Origin of the sequence: Collinsella sp. LCP19S3_D5 (genome assembly GCF_052121415.1) — a bacterium.
In the GTDB taxonomy this organism is placed as follows: domain Bacteria; phylum Actinomycetota; class Coriobacteriia; order Coriobacteriales; family Coriobacteriaceae; genus Collinsella.
Genome location: NZ_JBQKEH010000002.1, coordinates 105669 through 122792, shown reverse-complemented (window position 1 = coordinate 122792; position 17124 = coordinate 105669). Strand labels below are relative to the sequence as shown.

Annotated in this window: 11 protein-coding genes; 6 read left to right on the top strand and 5 right to left on the bottom strand. The window is 57.4% G+C overall.

From position 1 onward, the window contains the following. The first annotated feature begins 105 nt into the window (after nucleotides 1-105). The 3 genes from ACTQXO_RS01525 (at nucleotide 106) to ACTQXO_RS01515 (ending at nucleotide 4852) form a co-directional block, all read left to right on the top strand. Nucleotides 106-2103: a DNA gyrase/topoisomerase IV subunit B gene (locus ACTQXO_RS01525; RefSeq protein WP_441032582.1), complete on the top strand. Its 1998-nt coding sequence runs from the start codon at nucleotides 106-108 to the stop codon at nucleotides 2101-2103. Nucleotides 2104-2148: 45 nt separating this feature from the next. Then, nucleotides 2149-4389, top strand: a complete 2241-nt coding sequence (locus ACTQXO_RS01520; protein WP_441032585.1) for a DNA gyrase subunit A — start codon at nucleotides 2149-2151, stop codon at nucleotides 4387-4389. Between the two features lie 247 nt (nucleotides 4390-4636). After that, complete coding sequence (locus ACTQXO_RS01515) at nucleotides 4637-4852, top strand: hypothetical protein (RefSeq protein ID WP_441016470.1); 216 nt, start codon at nucleotides 4637-4639, stop codon at nucleotides 4850-4852. Nucleotides 4853-4887: 35 nt separating this feature from the next. Here the strand turns inward: ACTQXO_RS01515 and tet(W) are convergent, their stop codons facing one another. Further along, nucleotides 4888-6807 carry a tetracycline resistance ribosomal protection protein Tet(W) gene (gene tet(W), locus ACTQXO_RS01510; RefSeq protein WP_441016467.1) on the bottom strand — a complete coding sequence of 640 codons (1920 nt, stop codon included), beginning with the start codon at nucleotides 6805-6807 and terminating at the stop codon, nucleotides 4888-4890. 1518 nt (nucleotides 6808-8325) lie between these two features. Between tet(W) and ACTQXO_RS01505 the strand changes: the two genes are divergently transcribed. Then, nucleotides 8326-8745 carry a YjdF family protein gene (locus ACTQXO_RS01505; protein ID WP_441033667.1) on the top strand — a complete coding sequence of 140 codons (420 nt, stop codon included), beginning with the start codon at nucleotides 8326-8328 and terminating at the stop codon, nucleotides 8743-8745. Between the two features lie 456 nt (nucleotides 8746-9201). On the opposite strand, the gene ACTQXO_RS01500 is transcribed toward ACTQXO_RS01505, so the two are convergent. The 3 genes from ACTQXO_RS01500 to ptcA form a co-directional block, all read right to left on the bottom strand. After that, nucleotides 9202-10407 (bottom strand): agmatine deiminase family protein, encoded by a 1206-nt coding sequence (locus ACTQXO_RS01500; RefSeq protein ID WP_320772223.1) that lies wholly within the window; start codon nucleotides 10405-10407, stop codon nucleotides 9202-9204. A gap of 321 nt (nucleotides 10408-10728) precedes the next feature. Next, nucleotides 10729-12159 carry an APC family permease gene (locus ACTQXO_RS01495; RefSeq protein WP_441545378.1) on the bottom strand — a complete coding sequence of 477 codons (1431 nt, stop codon included), beginning with the start codon at nucleotides 12157-12159 and terminating at the stop codon, nucleotides 10729-10731. A gap of 266 nt (nucleotides 12160-12425) precedes the next feature. Then, the gene (gene ptcA, locus ACTQXO_RS01490) at nucleotides 12426-13496 is read right to left on the bottom strand and encodes a putrescine carbamoyltransferase (protein ID WP_441038877.1); all 1071 of its coding nucleotides are present in this window, start codon (nucleotides 13494-13496) and stop codon (nucleotides 12426-12428) included. A gap of 315 nt (nucleotides 13497-13811) precedes the next feature. Here ptcA and ACTQXO_RS01485 point away from each other — a divergent pair, with 315 nt between their 5' ends. After that, complete coding sequence (locus ACTQXO_RS01485) at nucleotides 13812-14048, top strand: response regulator transcription factor (protein WP_441062878.1); 237 nt, start codon at nucleotides 13812-13814, stop codon at nucleotides 14046-14048. A 64-nt stretch (nucleotides 14049-14112) separates the two neighbouring features. On the opposite strand, the gene ACTQXO_RS01480 is transcribed toward ACTQXO_RS01485, so the two are convergent. After that, nucleotides 14113-15024 (bottom strand): response regulator transcription factor, encoded by a 912-nt coding sequence (locus ACTQXO_RS01480; RefSeq protein ID WP_441033680.1) that lies wholly within the window; start codon nucleotides 15022-15024, stop codon nucleotides 14113-14115. A 241-nt stretch (nucleotides 15025-15265) separates the two neighbouring features. On the opposite strand from ACTQXO_RS01480, the gene ACTQXO_RS01475 reads away from it, so the two are divergent. Further along, nucleotides 15266-17071, top strand: coding sequence for an amidohydrolase (locus ACTQXO_RS01475; protein WP_441038879.1), 1806 nt, complete (start codon nucleotides 15266-15268; stop codon nucleotides 17069-17071). Nucleotides 17072-17124 lie beyond the last annotated feature (53 nt).

Here is a 17124-nt window from a genome sequence, read left to right as displayed (position 1 = left end):
TGTTCGATGGATTTCGTGTTGGTTGGAATCGCCCAAGGGCTGGGCTATGCTACCTTGACTATCTATATGACTAAAACGCAGCAAAGGAGCATCGAGAGAGCGAGCATGGCAAAAAACACCGCAAACTATGGTAACGACAGTATTCGTCAGCTCAAGGACGAGGAGCGCGTACGCCTGCGCCCCGCCGTCATCTTTGGCTCGGACGGGCTCGACGGCTGCGCGCATGCCGCCTTCGAGATCCTGTCCAACGCCGTTGACGAGGCGCGCCAGGGCTACGGCAAGCTCATCACCCTTACCACCTTTCGCGATGGCTCCATTCAGGTAGAGGACAACGGCCGCGGCTGCCCGCTTGACTGGAACCCCTCCGAGAAGCGCTTTAACTGGGAACTCGTCTTTTGCGAGCTTTACGCCGGCGGTAAGTACAACAACAACCAGGGCGGCGACTACGACTTCTCGCTCGGCACCAACGGCCTGGGCTCGTGCGCAACCCAGTACGCCTCCGAATACATGGACGTCACGGTTTGGCGCGACGGTAACAAGTACTCCCTGCACTTTAAGAAGGGCAAGGTCGTCGGCGCCAAAAAGAAAGCACTCGAGGTTGAGCCCAGCGACGAGAACCGCACCGGCACCACCATCAAGTGGCGCCCCGATCTTGAGGTCTTTACCTCCATCAGCATCCCCCACGATTGGTATCGCGAGACCATGCGCCGCCAGGCCGTGGTCAACGCCAACGTGACCTTCCGGCTGCGCATCGAGGGCGACGACGGCGAGTTTTCCGAAGAGGACTTCTGCTATCCCAAGGGCATCGAGGACTACGTGCTCGAGAAGGTCGGTACCGACTACCTTACCGAGCCCTTCTTTATCGAGGCCGACCGTCGCGGTCGCGATCGCGAGGATCTACCCGATTACAACGTAAAAATCACTGCTTGCATGTGCTTCTCGCGCACTTTCACGATGCAGGAGTACTACCACAACTCCTCCTGGCTCGAGAACGGTGGCTCACCCGAAAAGGCGGCCCGCAGTGCCCTCACCAGCGCCATCGATGCCTACATTAAGCAACAGGGCAAATACAACAAAAACGAGAGCGGCATTAAGTGGCAGGACGTCCAGGACTGCCTGGTGCTGGTGACCAACTGCTTCTCCACCCAAACGTCCTACGAAAACCAGACTAAGAAGGCCATCAACAACCGCTTTATCCAGCAGGCCATGACGGCATTCTTTAAGGAGCGCCTCTCGACCTACTTGATCGAGAACAAAGATGCCGCCAACAAGATCATGGAGCAGGTGCTCATCAACAAGCGCTCGCGCGAGAATGCCGAGAAGACGCGCCAGAGCATCAAGACCAACCTGCAGCAGAAGACCGACATGGCCAACCGCGTGCAGAAATTCATCGACTGCCGCTCCAAGGACAAGAGCCGCCGCGAGATCTACATCGTAGAGGGCGACTCGGCAGCAGGCGCCATTCGCACCTCGCGCGATGCCGAGTTCCAGGGCGTTATGCCCGTCCGCGGCAAGATCCTCAACTGCCTAAAGGAGGACTATCCGCGCATCTTTAAGTCCGACATCATCATGGACCTCATGCGCGTGCTGGGCTGCGGCGTGGAGATCAAAGACAAGCGCATCAAGAACCTCGGCGCCTTCGACCTGGACAACCTCAACTGGAACAAGGTCATCATCTGTACGGACGCCGACGTCGACGGTTATCACATCCGTACGCTCGTGCTCACCATGCTCTATCGCCTGGTGCCCACGCTTATCGACGAAGGCTACGTGTATATCGCCGAGTCGCCGCTCTACGAGATCAACTGCAAAGAAAAGACCTACTTTGCCTACACCGAGCTCGAGAAGAACGGCATTCTTAAGGAGATCGGCGACCAGAAGTGCTCCATCAACCGCTCCAAGGGTCTTGGTGAGAACGACCCGGACATGATGTGGCTCACCACCATGAACCCCGAGACGCGTCGTCTGATTAAGGTGGAGTCCGAAGACGTCACCAAGATGGAGACCATGTTCAACCTTCTGCTGGGCAGCGACGAGGCGGGCCGCAAGCGCCATATCTCGGAGCACGGCAAGGAATACCTGGACCAGCTGGACCTGCAGTAGCAGCAAATCGATAACGACGGCCCATAAGAAGTTCAAGAGGAAATCGTGGCAAAGAAGAAGACAAAGAACCAGCCAAAGAAAAAGCAGGTCAACGCCGAGAACGTCATCGGCCTGCACTCCGAGGTCACCAATCAGCCGATCACGCAGACGCTCGAGGTCAACTACATGCCCTACGCCATGAGCGTCAACGTCTCGCGTGCGTTCCCCGAGATCGACGGTTTTAAGCCCTCGCACCGCAAGCTGCTCTACACCATGTACAAGATGGGCTTGCTCAAAGGTGAGCGCCAGAAGAGCGCTAACATCGTGGGCCAAACCATGAAGCTCAACCCGCACGGCGACGCCGCGATCTACGAGACGATGGTGCGCCTGGCCACCGGCAACGAGGCACTACTCGCCCCCTTCGTGGAGTCGAAGGGCAACTTTGGCAAGTACTATTCGGGCGACCTGAGCTACGCTGCCTCGCGTTACACCGAGGCCAAGCTCGCCCCCATCAGTGCCGAGATCTTCAAGGACATCGACAAGGACCCGGTCGACTTTGTCGACAGCTACGACGGCGCCATGAAGGAGCCGCGCCTGCTGCCTACCACATTCCCCAACATCCTTGTCTCGGCCAACAAGGGCATCGGCGTCGCCATGGCGTCCGACATCTGCGGCTTCAACCTCAACGAGGTCTGCACCGCCACCATGCACTACCTGCAGGATCCCAACTGCGATCTGCTCGAGTACATGCCCATGCCCGACTTCTCGACCGGCGGTGAGATTATCTACCGCCGCGAGGAGATGGAAAAGATTATCGAGACCGGCCTTGGCAGCTTCCAGATCCGCTCCCGCTGGCGCTGGATTTCCGAAGAGCGCATCATCGAGGTCTACGAGATCCCCTACACCACCAAGACCGATGTCATCATCGATCGCATCGTCAAGCTCTCCAAAGAGGGCAAGGTCAAGGAGATCGCTGACATCCGTGACGAGACTGACCTCTCGGGTCTGCGTATCGCCATCGATCTTAAGCGCGGTGTCGACCCCGACAAGCTCATGGCGAAGCTTTATCGCTCGACTACGCTGCAGGATTCGTTCTCATGCAACTTTAACGTGCTGGTCGACGGCTATCCCCGCGTTATGGGCGTACGCCAGATCCTGCACGAGTGGGTCAAGTGGCGTATTGAGTCCACGCGTCGCCGCATTAACTTTGACTTGGGCAAAAAGTCCGAGCGCCTGCACCTGCTGCACGGTCTTGAGGCGATTCTGCTCGACATCGACAAGGCCATCGCCATCATCCGTGGCACCAAGCTCGAGGCCGAGGTCGTGCCCAACCTTATGAAGGGTTTCGGCATCGACGAGACCCAGGCCGAGTTTGTTGCCGAGCTTAAGCTCCGCAACATCAACGAGGAGTACATCCTCAACCGCACCAAGGACATCGCTAAGCTCGAGGGTGAGATTGCCGAGCTTGAGGAGATCCTTTCGAGCGAAGAGAACATCAAGAAGGTCATCAGCGACGAGCTGGCCGCGGTCAACAAGAAGTACGTGATGCCGCGCCGCACGGGCAGGATCGAGCCCCATGAGGTTGTCGAGGTAAGCCTGGAGCCCGAGATCGAGGAGTACCCGGTTACCATCATGCTCTCGCGCGATGGCTACCTTAAGAAGATGACGGACCGCGTACTCAAGAAGGCTGCGACGCTCAAGTACAAGGACGGCGATAAGCCCTTTATCGAGTTCCCGTCCTCCAACACCCACGAGCTGCTGGTCTTTACCAACAAGAGCCAGGTATACAAGTGCAAGGTTGCGGCGTTTGAGGACACCAAGTCGGCCCAGCTGGGCTCGTACTTGCCCACCGACCTCGAGATGGAACCCGACGAGAGTGTCATCTGGGTCATCGACCCCGAGGACTACAAGGCCGACGTGCTGTTTGTCTTTGAGAACGGCCGCGTGGTGCGTGTCGCACTTGCCGGATACGTTACCAAGACCAACCGCAAGCGCCTCAAGAACGCCATCTACGGCGGCAGCAAACTGCTGTATGCTCAGGTACTCAAGGAAGACCGCGACATCGCGCTGGTCTCGAGCGACTACCGCCTGATGAACTTCAACACGTCGCTGCTCAAGACCAAGACGACCACCAACACGCAGGGCGTCCAGGCCTTTACCGCCAAGAAGGGTCGCTCGGTCACCACCGTCGGCACGACCGAGGAAATCCTTGGCGCTGGCGTCTCGGCCGAGAAGTTCACCGCGCAGAGTCTCCCCTCTGCCGGTGCCCTCATGAAGGAAAACGACATGCCGAGTTTGTTTGACTAGGACGACGGCAACGAGATCGTTAGACACTTCGCAAAGCGACGAGGCCCGGAACGCAACGGCATTGCGCCCGGGACTCGTCGTTTTTTCTTCTCAACTATTTTTTAACGCAGATAAATTGATTTCTGCTTATTTTTCTGCGTAAAACATGTCAGCGCCACTGCTTCGATGCCCTTTGGTCTGTCGTTAGCAAAACTTGCAAAAGTTAGCAAAACTTGCAAAAATTAGCAAAACTTGCAAAGGAGCTACCATGGAGTACAGCAAGAACCCCTTTACCCCAACATTTGGAAGCGTCCCTCCCTTTCTAGCGGGTCGCGAGCATATCCTGCGCGACATCAACCGTGGCTTTATCAACGGCCCGGGAGATCCCAACCTGTCGACTATTATTACGGGAGCAAGGGGAACGGGCAAGACGGCGCTTCTCTCGCTCCTTTCAGAAACGGCGTTCCATTGTTACCCTCCATAACTTCTGATTGTTGCCGTCTTGACGATTATGTATCTTTACATTACCTTCTGAAACATATGGCGCACCTTGTCCAGGCGGCTGTTTGGACGGCGGGGCTGGATGACCGGCTCGCCGACAGCGGCCTGATACCCTTTCAGTTCCGTCAGGCATACGCTCTGCCCGTTGGTGTAAAAGGCCAGATCAGTACGGTATGCCTGTATACAGCGGGCGGGAATCTCGCCCGTAAAGACAACTTCATCCTTTTTTACCTGGACCGTTTCGATGGTGGCACAGTATTTCGGTGCATCATGATAAGCCCTGGAAAGATATTCCCGGGGCGCATAGAGGGTGAAGGAGAGATAAGGTTCCAGCAGTTGCGTCCCTGATTCCTTCAATGCCTGTTCCAATACAATCGGGGCCAATGAGCGGAAGTCCGCCGGCGTGCTGACCGGACTGTAATAAAGCCCGTATTCAAAGCAAATCTTACAGTCCGTTACGTTCCAGCCGAACAAGCCCTGCTCCAGCCCGTAACGGATACCATCCCTGACAGCGTTTTGAAAACTCTGGTTCAAGTATCCCAGCGAAACCCGGCTCTCGTATTGTACGCCGGAGCCAAGCGGGAGTGGTGTAACAGACAGTCCGATAGATGCCCAAAACGGGTTGGGCGGCACCTCGATATGGATGGTGTGGCTGGCTGCTTTGAGCGGCCGCTCCATATAAATGATGGTGGGTTCCTTTACCACTGTTTCAATCTTGTATTTTTCCGACAGCAAAGCGGAAACGACCTCCAACTGCACCCGGCCCAAAAAAGAAAGAATGATCTCATGGGTGATGGAATCCACCTCGTAGCGCAAAAGCGGGTCAGTATCCGCAATTTGCGTAAGAGCGTCCAGCAGCCGTTCTCTTTGCGTTGCCGTTTTCGGCGCAATCGTCGTCCGCAGCATGGGGAGGGGGGCATCGCGCCACCTTTCACGAGGAAGTCGGGTGTTGTCCCCCAATACGTCGTTTAATCCCACGCTGTCGCTGGGAAGAATGACAATTTCGCCCTTGTGGGCGGTGTCTGTACGAACAATCTCCCCTTTGGATGGAATACGCATCTCTGTGATTTTCAGCTTTTCTCTCCCGGCCAGGGCCACCGTATCCCGCAGGCGCAGCGTTCCGCTGTATAGCCGCAGATAGATGAGCCGCTGGTCACAATCTGTATACTCCACCTTGAAAACGCTGCCGCATAGGGCGGCGCTCCCCTGTTCCCCAATTGGTTGGAACAGCCCTGTCACCGCATCCATCAACGGTTGAATGCCAAGGCCCTTTTTGGCGCTGCCATGATAGACCGGGAACAGGGAGGCGTCTTGAACCCGCCGCTGTTCCTCCTGCGCAAGTTCTTCCCGGCTGATTGGTTCTCCTGCGATATACTTTTCCAATAATTCATCGTTATTTTCAATGACCGCATCCCATGCTTCTATGTCGGTATTTTCCTCCAGGACTATTTCCGGGGACAGCGACACCGTCTGCTTGATGATAATATCGGCGGAGAGCTTATCCCGAACAGACTGATACACGCCTTGCAAATCAACGCCAGTCTGGTCGATCTTGTTGATAAAGATAACGGTGGGAATGTCCATTTTCCGCAGGGCATGGAACAGAATACGGGTCTGGGCCTGCACACCATCTTTAGCGGAGATCACCAAGATGGCCCCATCTAAAACAGCCAAAGAGCGGTACACCTCCGCCAAAAAATCCATGTGGCCGGGCGTATCCACAATGTTGACTTTACATCTGTTCCACTGGAAGGAAGTGACTGCCGCTTGAATGGTAATCCCACGCTGCCGCTCCAAAAGCATGGTGTCCGTCCTCGTTGTCCCTTTTTCGACGCTCCCCGGTTCTGAAATGGCTCCGCTGGCATATAGCAGGCTCTCCGTCAAGGTTGTCTTTCCAGCGTCTACATGGGCAAGAATCCCGATATTGATTATTTTCATGTGATTGTCCTCCCTTTACTGCCCCGAAGGGCATAAAAATCCCCAGCAGTAAAATACTTTTACCACTGGGGATGATAATTGCGGACATACACGTATACAGCATACACCTGTTTGTGAGTGCTGTTTTTGGGGATATGTCAAAATTGATAAGGCAAAAGTATTCTTAAATTGGGTACAAAAAACTAAGCCCCTACAAAAGGGACTATCATAATCCTTTGTTCCCACTATTTGATTATAGTTTTATTTAAGAATACCTTGCCGCATATTTTTTACTCCTTTTCTGGACTTGAATTATTATATCACATCAGTTTTAGGAAAACAAGTATCTAAAAGAAATTTTTCTTCCCCTTATATGTAACAATCATACCGGCTTCCTAACGTTCAGAATGGTTTCTACTGTCTGCTGCGGTGTTTGGTTGGAATTGTCCAGCCAAAAGCCGATCCGTGGTGTTGTCTGCATTTTACTAAATACAAATTCAATGTATACAGAAAGAAATATATAAGGAGTGGGAGGGATTCCGCCGTAGTCGGCATTGTGGGAAAATCCAAAAGTTTAGATTTTCCCACAATGCTTATCTTTTGGTCTTTGGTTCGGAATAGTGTAGTGCTGGCGGTCTATCTCTTGTTTTCGGTTGCTTGCTTCCTTACCGTACATGAGCATTTGCTCATGGCATCTCGCTTTCAAAGTCTTTTGAATCTGAGCTGGGGCATATATGCGCTTGCTCAGATTTGGTAAAAGGATACGATTGCGCCTCATTTTAATATAGGGTTTCTTAAGGCAAATGCAAGCAGAAGATGCAATAGCGAAATCATTGCTATCGCATATGGCTCTCTTTCCGCTCCTTGTTTAATTGGGACTTAAATCCTTCTGATAAGCAGGACGTTTTCGCCAAAGCGCTTATAAAAAGACGGCGCTGGGCCCGATCTCACCTTGCATGCAGACTGAAGGGCAGCCACCCAGCCCGGTACTGACGAAAACGGAGGGGCAACGGCGACAGCTCCTCTGCCAATGCGAACGCAAACAACACCGTAAACAACAACCGCCACAACAAGGGTAAGAAGCCTGCAGAGGGCGGCTTTCCCATAAGTCATGGAGCTGACTGGGGCTTCGCTTGCGTCCGTATCGATTTGCGCGCGTTCGAACTCCCGCGCGGGCGATGAGGACCTTCGTGACTGCATCCCTGATGGACAGAAGCGACGAGAGCCCCTTCTCGAGCGTCGACTCAGAGCTAACGTCGTCTCTTGCTTAAACTCTCCTTCGCGGTTTCGAAACTCAAGGTCTTTTAAAGTTTCGAAAATGAGAAGACGATATGCGCAAGGGCGCGTCGGGTGGTAAGCCCCAACCATGTCATGTCGCCAGCGATGAAGGGCGCGTCTGCGCGTGCTACAATCCAACTACCAGAGATAAAAACACAGTCCCCGTCGGGTAGTCGTGGGCGTGCGGGGGTCCGCATCAGTGACCTGCCTCCTTGGTTGTCCCTTCTCTGCATGGTCATCTACATAAAGGAGGAACCAACCATGCAGATCAGTGTGTCGTCCACCCTGACCGTATATCATGACGGCCAATTCTGGGTCGGGCTGGCGGAGCATGTCGAGGACGGCAGATACGGCGTCGCCCGCATCGTCTTCGGCGCGGAGCCGTCCGATGAGGAGATCCTGCGATTCGTTGTCGGCAAATGGGAGAAGCTCTCGTTCTTCGGCGACAAGGCCACTGAGACAAGCAAGCCCGCGAAGAACCCCAAGCGGCGCGCTCGCGAGGCAGCGAAAGCCCTTAAACGGCCCGCGGTGAGCACCAAGGCACAACAGGCGCTCGCGGCACAGCGGGAAGCGATGAAGCGGGAGTCGGCTCAAGCAAGAAGTCAGCGTCGCGCGGATGAGGCGGAGGCGCGCTTCGAGCAGCGGAAGCTGAAGCGCAAGCAAAAGCATCGTGGGCATTGACCGGTGCCGACATGGGCCCAGGTGTGAACAGGGCTACGTCCCCTATTCACACTGCTCACACATACAGCAGCGGGCACGGATTCGATTGAAACCGTGCCCGCTGTCTGATGCTAAATCATTTTATCAAACATGTGTTCTATTCCAGCGCAGTAATTAAATACGCTGGTACATAGATACTCCGATCAAGACGGCCGCGTATACGACCGGGAACTTTCGGCAATTGGATACGCGCCTGACCTGGGATATCCAAGCGAACAATTGGCCTAACCCGCAACAGGTCCCAGGCCAGGCGGGTATCCAATCGAAGGGGAGGGGCGCTCCGGTGTGGAGGCAGCGGAGCGCCCGGGGAAAGCCCCGCCGGCCGGCCAGTCGGCCCCGTTCGCCTGGCCGGCCGGGCCTCCGGGGTGCGGCGGACTCCCGTGAAGGAGGGGCGCCGCGCCCCGGCAAGCCGGGCTATTAGGCGGACGGCTCCTGCTGCGTGATGCAGTGGATGTTGCCGCCGCCGTAGACGACCTGGTCGGACTTGACGCCCACGCACTTGTAGACGCCCTCGCCCCAGACCTCGTCGTAGATCTCCTGGAGCGTGTCGACGGCCAGCTGGTCGTTCTCGTCGCCGTACTGCGGGACGATGACGCCGTGGTTGGTCACGAGGTAGTTCATGTAGGAGGCGATCAGCGGCTCGTCGGGGACGCGCGGCTCGGCGTTCTCGTCGGCGTCGATGGTGTCGCAGGAGGCCTGGTCCATGTACAGCGGCTTCACGGGCATGCAGAGCTTGTAGACCTTCAGCTTGCGGCCCTTGGCGTCAACCGCGTTGGAGAGGGTCTCGTAGGCGGCGTGGCACTGCTCGTAGAACGGGTACTCGGGGTCGTCGGTCCAGATGCAGACCATGACGCCCGGGGCGATGAAGGTGGCGACGTCGTCGATGTGGCCGTTGGTCTCCTCGGGGTCGATGCCCTCCTTGACCCAGATGACCTTCTCGACGCCGAGGTAGTCCTTGAGGTGCTCGGTCATGTACCCGCGAAGCTCCTCGCTCCAGGGCTCGAACTTCTTGCGGTACTTGGGCCAGAGGGACTCGGGGTCCTCCTCCTCCTCGAGCACCGCGGAGCAGGTGCGGCCGGGGGACAGGAGGCACTGGTCGGTGACGACGAGGGTGCCCTCGCCGTCGACGGTGATGGAGCCGCCCTCGAGGATCATGTCGTCGGGACGGTAGCGGCGGCAGCCGGAGAGCTCGGCCATCTTGAGGGCGATCTGCTCGTCCTTGTCCCACGGGAAGTAGAGGCCGTCGATGAGGCCGCCGTAGCCGTTGAAGTGCCAGTGGTTGGCGCGCTTCTCGCCCTTGCCGTTGATGACGTAGGTGGCGCCGGTGTCGCGGAACCAGGCGTCGTCGGTGGTCATCTCGACGACGGTGACGTTCTCGTCGTTCTCGAAGACGGCCTTGCAGTTGGCGTAGTCGACCTGGTTGGCGCACATGTAGACCGGGGTGAACTCGGAGATGGCGCGGGCGATGGCGGCATACTGCTTCTGGGCGGGCTTGGCGCCGTGGGCCCAGGTGTCGGTGCGGTGGGGCCAGCCTATCCACACGCGGTCCTGGGGGGCGAACTCGGCGGGCATGAAGAAGCCGTCGGCCCTCGGGGTGGACTCGGACTCGGTGATCGTACGCATAAGATTTCCTCCAAACCGAACGATCGTCTGCCGCGGGCGGGCTGCCCGCGGCCTAGGACCAAGAGATGGCGGGCGCCCGTCCCCCCGGCAGAGGTCGGGGCGCCCGGGGCCGGTTTTCACGGGGTCGCACCGGCGGGCGACGACGTAGCCAGGTGCGCGGAGACGGGACGCACGAGGGATACGGGAGAGGGGTCGGGGCGGTCGGCGGCTGCCGGAGCTATCGCCTGCACCCGCCCCGGGGGATGGTTGGCGGACCCGTCGCCCGGGCGCGCCCCCGGGGAGGCCGGGGTGCCCGGGGCCGGGGCCCCGGAACCGGGAGCCCTAGTTCTCCTCGGCCTCCTCGGCGAGGCGCTGGGCGGCCAGCTCGGGGGTGAGGCCCTTGTACTCGGTCTCGCGGCCCCTGGCGCTGACGACGCGGACGACCTCGCCGATGAGCATGAGCACGATGAAGATGATGATCATCGGGACCTTCTCGCCGACCTCGGCGGCGGAGAACGGCGCCAGCGTCGCGACGATGGCCAGGATCAGCTCGATGCAGGGGATGGCCAGCATGACCTTCATCATCGCGCCCTTGAACGGGAACGTGAAGATGCGCTCGCGGTTGGGGTCGTTCTTGCGGAGGTTGAGGAACGCCGGGAACATCGGGATGTAGGTGAGCAGCAGGAAGACGACGGAGGTGCCGAAGAGCATCCAGAAGACGCCGTTGGAGATGGCGTCGACGGGAACGAGCTGCAGGCAGAGGACCAGGGAGGCGACGACGGCGTTGACCAGGTTGGCGCCGTTGGGCATGTCGTCCTCGGAGACCATCGAGGCGAAGACCTTGGGCATGTTGCCGTGCTCGGCGGCGTAGCGGGCGACGGAGTTGACGCCGAAGGACCAGGCGGCCATGTTGGCGAACAGGGCGATCAGGAAGGCGATGCAGATGACCTTGAAGAGCACGGAATCGCCCACCATGGTCTGGACTGCGACGATCATGCCGTAGTCGGGGTCGATGGAGTCGGCCGGGATGGCGGCGCCGATGCCGAAGCCAGCGAACAGGTAGATGGCGCCAATGGTCAGGCCGCCCAGGATGATGGACTTCGGAATGTCGTGGGTCGGGTTCTCCATGTCCTTGGCGAAGGTGCAGATGACCTCGAAGCCCGTGAAGTTGAAGATGATGATGGACAGGTAGCCCAGGGCGTTGGTGTTGGTGAGCTCGGGCAGGAAGGTGGCGGCGGACATGTCGTTCGCGAAACCGTTCTCCATGGCATACCAGATGCCCAGGGCGCCGACGATAACGGCAACGGCGACCTTGATCAGGGCGCCACCGTTGAGGACCCACTCGGAGTCGGCCGCCTTGGAGCGGCCCATGAGGTAGACGATCCACACGAAGGCGAGCTCGATGCCCATCTTGGCGATCAGGTTGAACTCGACGCCAAAGACCATGCCCAGGATGTCGGGGAACATGGTCGCCAGCGAGGCGATCCACAGCGGGTAGTTGACCCAGTAGTAGTACGAAATGCGGGCGCCCCACTTGTCGCCCAGGCCATCGCGTACCCAGTCGTAAATGCCGCCCTCGCCGTCATAGGTGGTGCCGAGCTCGGCGACGACCATGCCGTAAGGGAGCAGGAAGGTCAGGATCAGGAAGATCCACCAGAAGAACTGCTGGTTGCCAATGGCAGCAGCAGGAGCGGCGGCCTCGCAAACGAAGACGACGCAGATGATGGTCGAAATGACCGTCAGGAAGGAAAGCTTTTTCTTTCCGTCACTCATATTTAATCCTTTGCTCAGTCGTTTTCAGACAGGGCGCCAGTGCTTACGCGCAGTGGCGCAGATGATGGGCGGCAAGAGACAAGCATCTGCTGCTGCCCATCAGAAAGCATCGTACAGGCCATACCACACGTCGGTGTAGATGAAGTCGGCGCCCTTGATGCACTCGGTTGTCGTCGGAGACTTTGCAGTTCTCCTCGCCGATGGCCATGAGGTCGCCCATCTCCTGCGAAGGCGGGCGAGCCGTAGCTCGCCCGACCTGGTACGTCTTACAGACCGTGCTTACCGAGGGCCGCCATGCGCTCATTGATGGTGGCGCGGTATGCCGCAGCCTTCTCCTCGTCGGGCTCGCTCTGGGGGCACAGGGTGGCCAGGATGGCGCGAATGGAGTGCTTGCGGTTCTCGGCCTCGACCCAGCACAGGGAGCACTCGGGATCGTCCATGACCTCGTCGACGACTTCCTCGCCACGGTTGGCGGGCAGGCAGTGCATGAACATGCTGTTCGGACCGGCAACGTTCATCATATCCCTGGTCACCTGGTACTTCGGATAGAACACATCCATGTAGCTGGAGCTGGAGACTTCACTGTCGTAGAGGCCGTACCACACATCGGTGTACACGAAGTCGGCGCCCTCGATGCAGGAGATGTCGTCGGAAATGGTGATGGTGCCGCCGGAGACCTTGCAGTTCTCCTCGCCGATAGCCATGAGATGCTTGCCGAACTCGGCGCGCTCCTCATCGGTGCCTATATGCAGGCAGCCGTCGGGAATCTGATGTCCCTTCGGTCCGAACTGCACGAAGTCCATGCCCATCTTAGTGCAGATGAACATGAGCGACGCGCAGGTCTGGGTGGCATCGCCGATCCAGGCAAACTTGCAGTCCTCGATCTTCTTGCCCTCGGGGAGGTTCTCGATCATGGTCATGAGGTCGCCGAGCTCCTGGGTGGGATGGTTGTACTCGCTCATGCCGTTGATGACGGGGGCCGCGGAGTACTTCGCCAAGCTCACTACATCCTTATGACGATCGACGCGGGCCATGAGGATGTCGACGAGGCTTCCCATAACGCGGCCGGAGTCCTCGATGGACTCATGGCCACCCAGCTGGATGGAGCCGGGGCCGAAGAACTCGGCGTGACCGCCGAGGTCGGTCATGGCCGTCTCGAAGGAGATGCGGGTACGGGTGGACACCTGCTGGAAAATCATGCCGAGGGTCTTGTCCTTCAGCAGGTGCGGGTACTCGCCGCCCTCCTTGATGAGCCCCTTCATGGCGATGGCCAGATCTACCATGCCGAGCAGCTCTTCTTTTGTGAAGTCGTTGGTGTCGATGTAATCTTTGACCATTGAAATCTCCTTCAAAATTCGTTGGCCGGACCGCCCCTTGCGGACCGCGCTCCCATGAAGCGCCCCGAAATGAGCGAGACGCTCCCTTGCGCCACACAGCATGGGGCGCACCCGTAGTTTTGAGAAGAAATAACCAGGATTATTTTCAGATTACATTAGCTCACCGCACACCTTGCCCTGGCTAATCCTAGCTAATCCTAACTAATCCTAACTAGTCCTAACGCCTAAACGGATTGATATTGAACTGGTTTCTTCGCCCTGTGCGCCGCTGTCAACACCTTGCGCCTCCGTTCTAAGGAACCGCCGAGCACCGACGTGCCCGACACCCAAGAATACGTAGACAAGCTGCTCCTCGCCTTCTGCGAGCACTGTCACCTGACCGCGCGCGAGCGCGTCATCTTGAAAGAGGTGCTGCAGGGCAAGGACAACCAGAACATCGCCAGTTCGCTGCAACTGGCCCTGGGCACTGTGAAGGCCCATGTGCACAACATTCTGAAGAAAACCGGCACCGCCACCCGCCAAGAACTCACCCAGCTGTTCTGGAAGGGATGAAGAACGGCCGTAGACGGCTGATCCCGTAGGGGGCGGCCGCATAGCCGCACCGACTCCCAGCCTCTCAGAGCCCGGCCCTTTTACGGCCACTCAGTTCCTTTCTAAGTTTTTGCGCAAGCTCGTCTCGGCTACTCACACCAAGCTTGGCGTAAATATTCGATATGTGGGTTTTCACCGTGTTGACGGAAATGCATTCTTGCTCAGCAATCTCCTTGTTCGATGCGCCCTTTTCAAGGAGCGACAGCAGTACTTCCTCGCGCTTGGTCAGCCCGTATTCGCGAGCAATCCAGGGCACAAGGGATTCCGCCAACCGCACATTACGTATCCGCCGATGATGTGCAAGAAAGACATACGCAGCCACGGTGAAGCAAAGCGCCATAATCTCAACGGGAACCCTACGAGGAGAGACAGAGCGCGCGCCGCCCTCCTGTCTAAAGGCCAAATACGTTGCCGCTTCCGCCAAGGCATATATGAGCACAAGTAAGAGCGAGAGAACCCATCGCCATCGGCTCATACGTCGAAACTCTGCCGCCAAGCAGCAGATGCCGTACCCTATTACCCAGATCGCCAACAACCTGGTAAAGAGAAACTCGCGCCATAGTGCAACCGATTCGACTGACGAAGCGCCACTTGCCAAAGCCACCATCATGCAAACTGCCCAAAAAAATCCCTCTACGAGAGAGATGCTGCGCGAGAGCAAGCTGCCGAGCACGAGCCGATACAAGAGGATTACCACCATGTTGAATGCAAAGCGGAGCATAGGATAGGCGTTTCGCGTGCCCTCGAATTGCATCGCGAATTCCGGAACGAACTCATACATGAATACAGAACATATATCTATCGTATACAAAAGGAAGGTGAGCGCGACGAAGAGATAGCCCCGCCTGCGCTCGACATAGTGCAGACTCCCATAGGCAGCACTGACTAACGCATAGGCGATGCAACTTGCCACATTGTAGAGAAAAGCGAGGGACACGACTCCTCCTTCATCAAGCGGCAACATTATAGAAGATTTAGCACCCAAGGCTAAAACTACCCCAACGTCCGATTTGTCTCCCTGCATTTTCGCTGTTCAGGGACAGGGGGATAGAAAATCATCCTCCGATTAATCTCAAATCCCTCTCTGTTTTTCTTAACAAAGGACCCCCTGACTCTTAAGGTTGAATTACTGCAGCGCAAAAAAGAGACAGCGCTGCAACCAAATTAAGGAGGGTCTTATGAGCACATCCCATCAGAAGCAACCTCTCAGCCGCCGTCGTTTCGTCATTGGATCGAGCGCCCTAGCGGCTGCCGCGTTCTCGGGCGGACTCTGGGGATGCGCATCCGGGGAGCAGCCTGGATCAAATGCCACGCCCGGTTCCGCCGATCAAAACATTGCCGATATCGTGCTCCGCAACGGCCATGTGCAGACCATGGTGTCAGAAAGCGATGTTGCATCAGCCGTCGCTATCGCGGGCAACAAGATCGTGTACGTGGGCGACGATTCGGGCATCGATGCTTTCGTAGGAGACAAGACTCAAGTCATCGACCTCGATGGCAAGTTCGTCTCCCCCGGCTTCATTGACGGCCACATCCACGCCCCCGCCAACTGGTTCAACGCCCTCTTCCAGATCGACCTGACGGGGCTTACCACCAACGAGGAATACCTCAAGGCAATCCGCGCCTTCGTGGAGGCCCATCCCGACGAGGAGGGCTACATCGGAGCGCCTTTCATGCTCAATGCCTACCAGCTTCCCGACGGCTCGAATCCCGGGCCCTCGAAAGAAGATCTAGATGCCATCTGCCCCGATAAGCCCATTCTCATCCACGACGTCTCCTACCACGCCGCTTGGGTCAATTCCAAGGCCCTCGAAATGGCTGGCGTAACTGCCGACACCCCCGACCCAGAAGGCGGCCTGTTCTATCGCAATGAGAAGGGAGAGCCTTCGGGGTGCGTCTCCGATGCCGCCAAGGGAATTGTGTTCGCCATCATGCCCAACACCATGACCAACGATAATCTGAAAAAGGCCATGCGCAAATTCATGAAGGAAGCAAACTCCTATGGCATAACCGGCATTACAAATATCACCCAAGGCGGTCTTGATATTATCGACATGTATCACGAGTTGGAGGACGAGGGCAATTTGACCCTGCGCATGCGCGTCGTCCCCACTATGAAAGAAGGCCGCACCTATGACGAGGTGCTTTCCGCCATCAAGTCCTACAACGACTCCGCCACAGACATGATTTCTTCGAATACCGTGAAGATTTTCTACGACGGAGTGACCGAAAGAGGCACCGCCGTCTTCCTGGAACCCTACCAGGAATCAACGGGGCTCGGCGATCATTGGTGCGGCGAACCCATCTGGTCTCAGGAAGACTTTACCCGTCTTGTACACGACTTTGATGCAGAAGGCGTTCAGGTGCACGTGCACGCCATGGGCGACGGCGCCGTTCACGGCACCCTTGATGCCTTCGAGGAGGCTCGGGCGACCAATGGGAAGCGCGACGCGCGGCACACGATCACCCACGTATGCGCCATTACCGATGAGGATATCCAGCGCATGGCCGATTTGGATGTAGTGGCGAATCTCCAATTCCTGATGATGTACCACGATGATCTCATGGACCTGGAGCGCGCCTATATCGGCGACGAGCGCGCCATGGCGTTGTACCCAACAAAGCACTTGGCCGAGGCAGGCATCTGCATCAGCGGCTCCTCAGACGCCCCCGTCATTCCATTTGCCCCGCTCGATGCGATCGAGGTCGGCGTTACCCGCAACTCGCCCTATCCCGAGGAAGAGGACACCGACATGACCCGCTGGCCCGAACAGGGGCTCACAGCCTATCAGCTGCTCGAGGCCTACACCAAGAACGACGCCTACCAGAACTTCATGGACGATATTATCGGCACCGTTGAAGTAGGCAAGTTCGCCGATCTCGTCGTGCTGGACACCAACATTCTCGAAGCCGATGCCAAGGCCATCTCCGACACGCGCGTGATCTACACCATCTCCGACGGCCGCATCGTCTACAAGGGATAGAACCACGCCAGAAGGTGCCAGCAATACAGAACGGCTCACAAACCCTCGAACAC

Excerpts from the sequence above, each read along its gene's own strand:
- ACTQXO_RS01525 (WP_441032582.1), top strand. The coding sequence starts at position 106 with ATGGCAAAAAACACCGCAAACTATGGTAACGACAGTATTCGTCAGCTC.
- ACTQXO_RS01515 (WP_441016470.1), top strand. The coding sequence starts at position 4,637 with ATGGAGTACAGCAAGAACCCCTTTACCCCAACATTTGGAAGCGTCCCT.
- ACTQXO_RS01505 (WP_441033667.1), top strand. The coding sequence starts at position 8,326 with ATGCAGATCAGTGTGTCGTCCACCCTGACCGTATATCATGACGGCCAA.
- ACTQXO_RS01500 (WP_320772223.1), bottom strand. The coding sequence starts at position 10,407 with ATGCGTACGATCACCGAGTCCGAGTCCACCCCGAGGGCCGACGGCTTC.
- ACTQXO_RS01495 (WP_441545378.1), bottom strand. The coding sequence starts at position 12,159 with ATGAGTGACGGAAAGAAAAAGCTTTCCTTCCTGACGGTCATTTCGACC.
- ptcA (WP_441038877.1), bottom strand. The coding sequence starts at position 13,496 with ATGGTCAAAGATTACATCGACACCAACGACTTCACAAAAGAAGAGCTG.
- ACTQXO_RS01475 (WP_441038879.1), top strand. The coding sequence starts at position 15,266 with ATGAGCACATCCCATCAGAAGCAACCTCTCAGCCGCCGTCGTTTCGTC.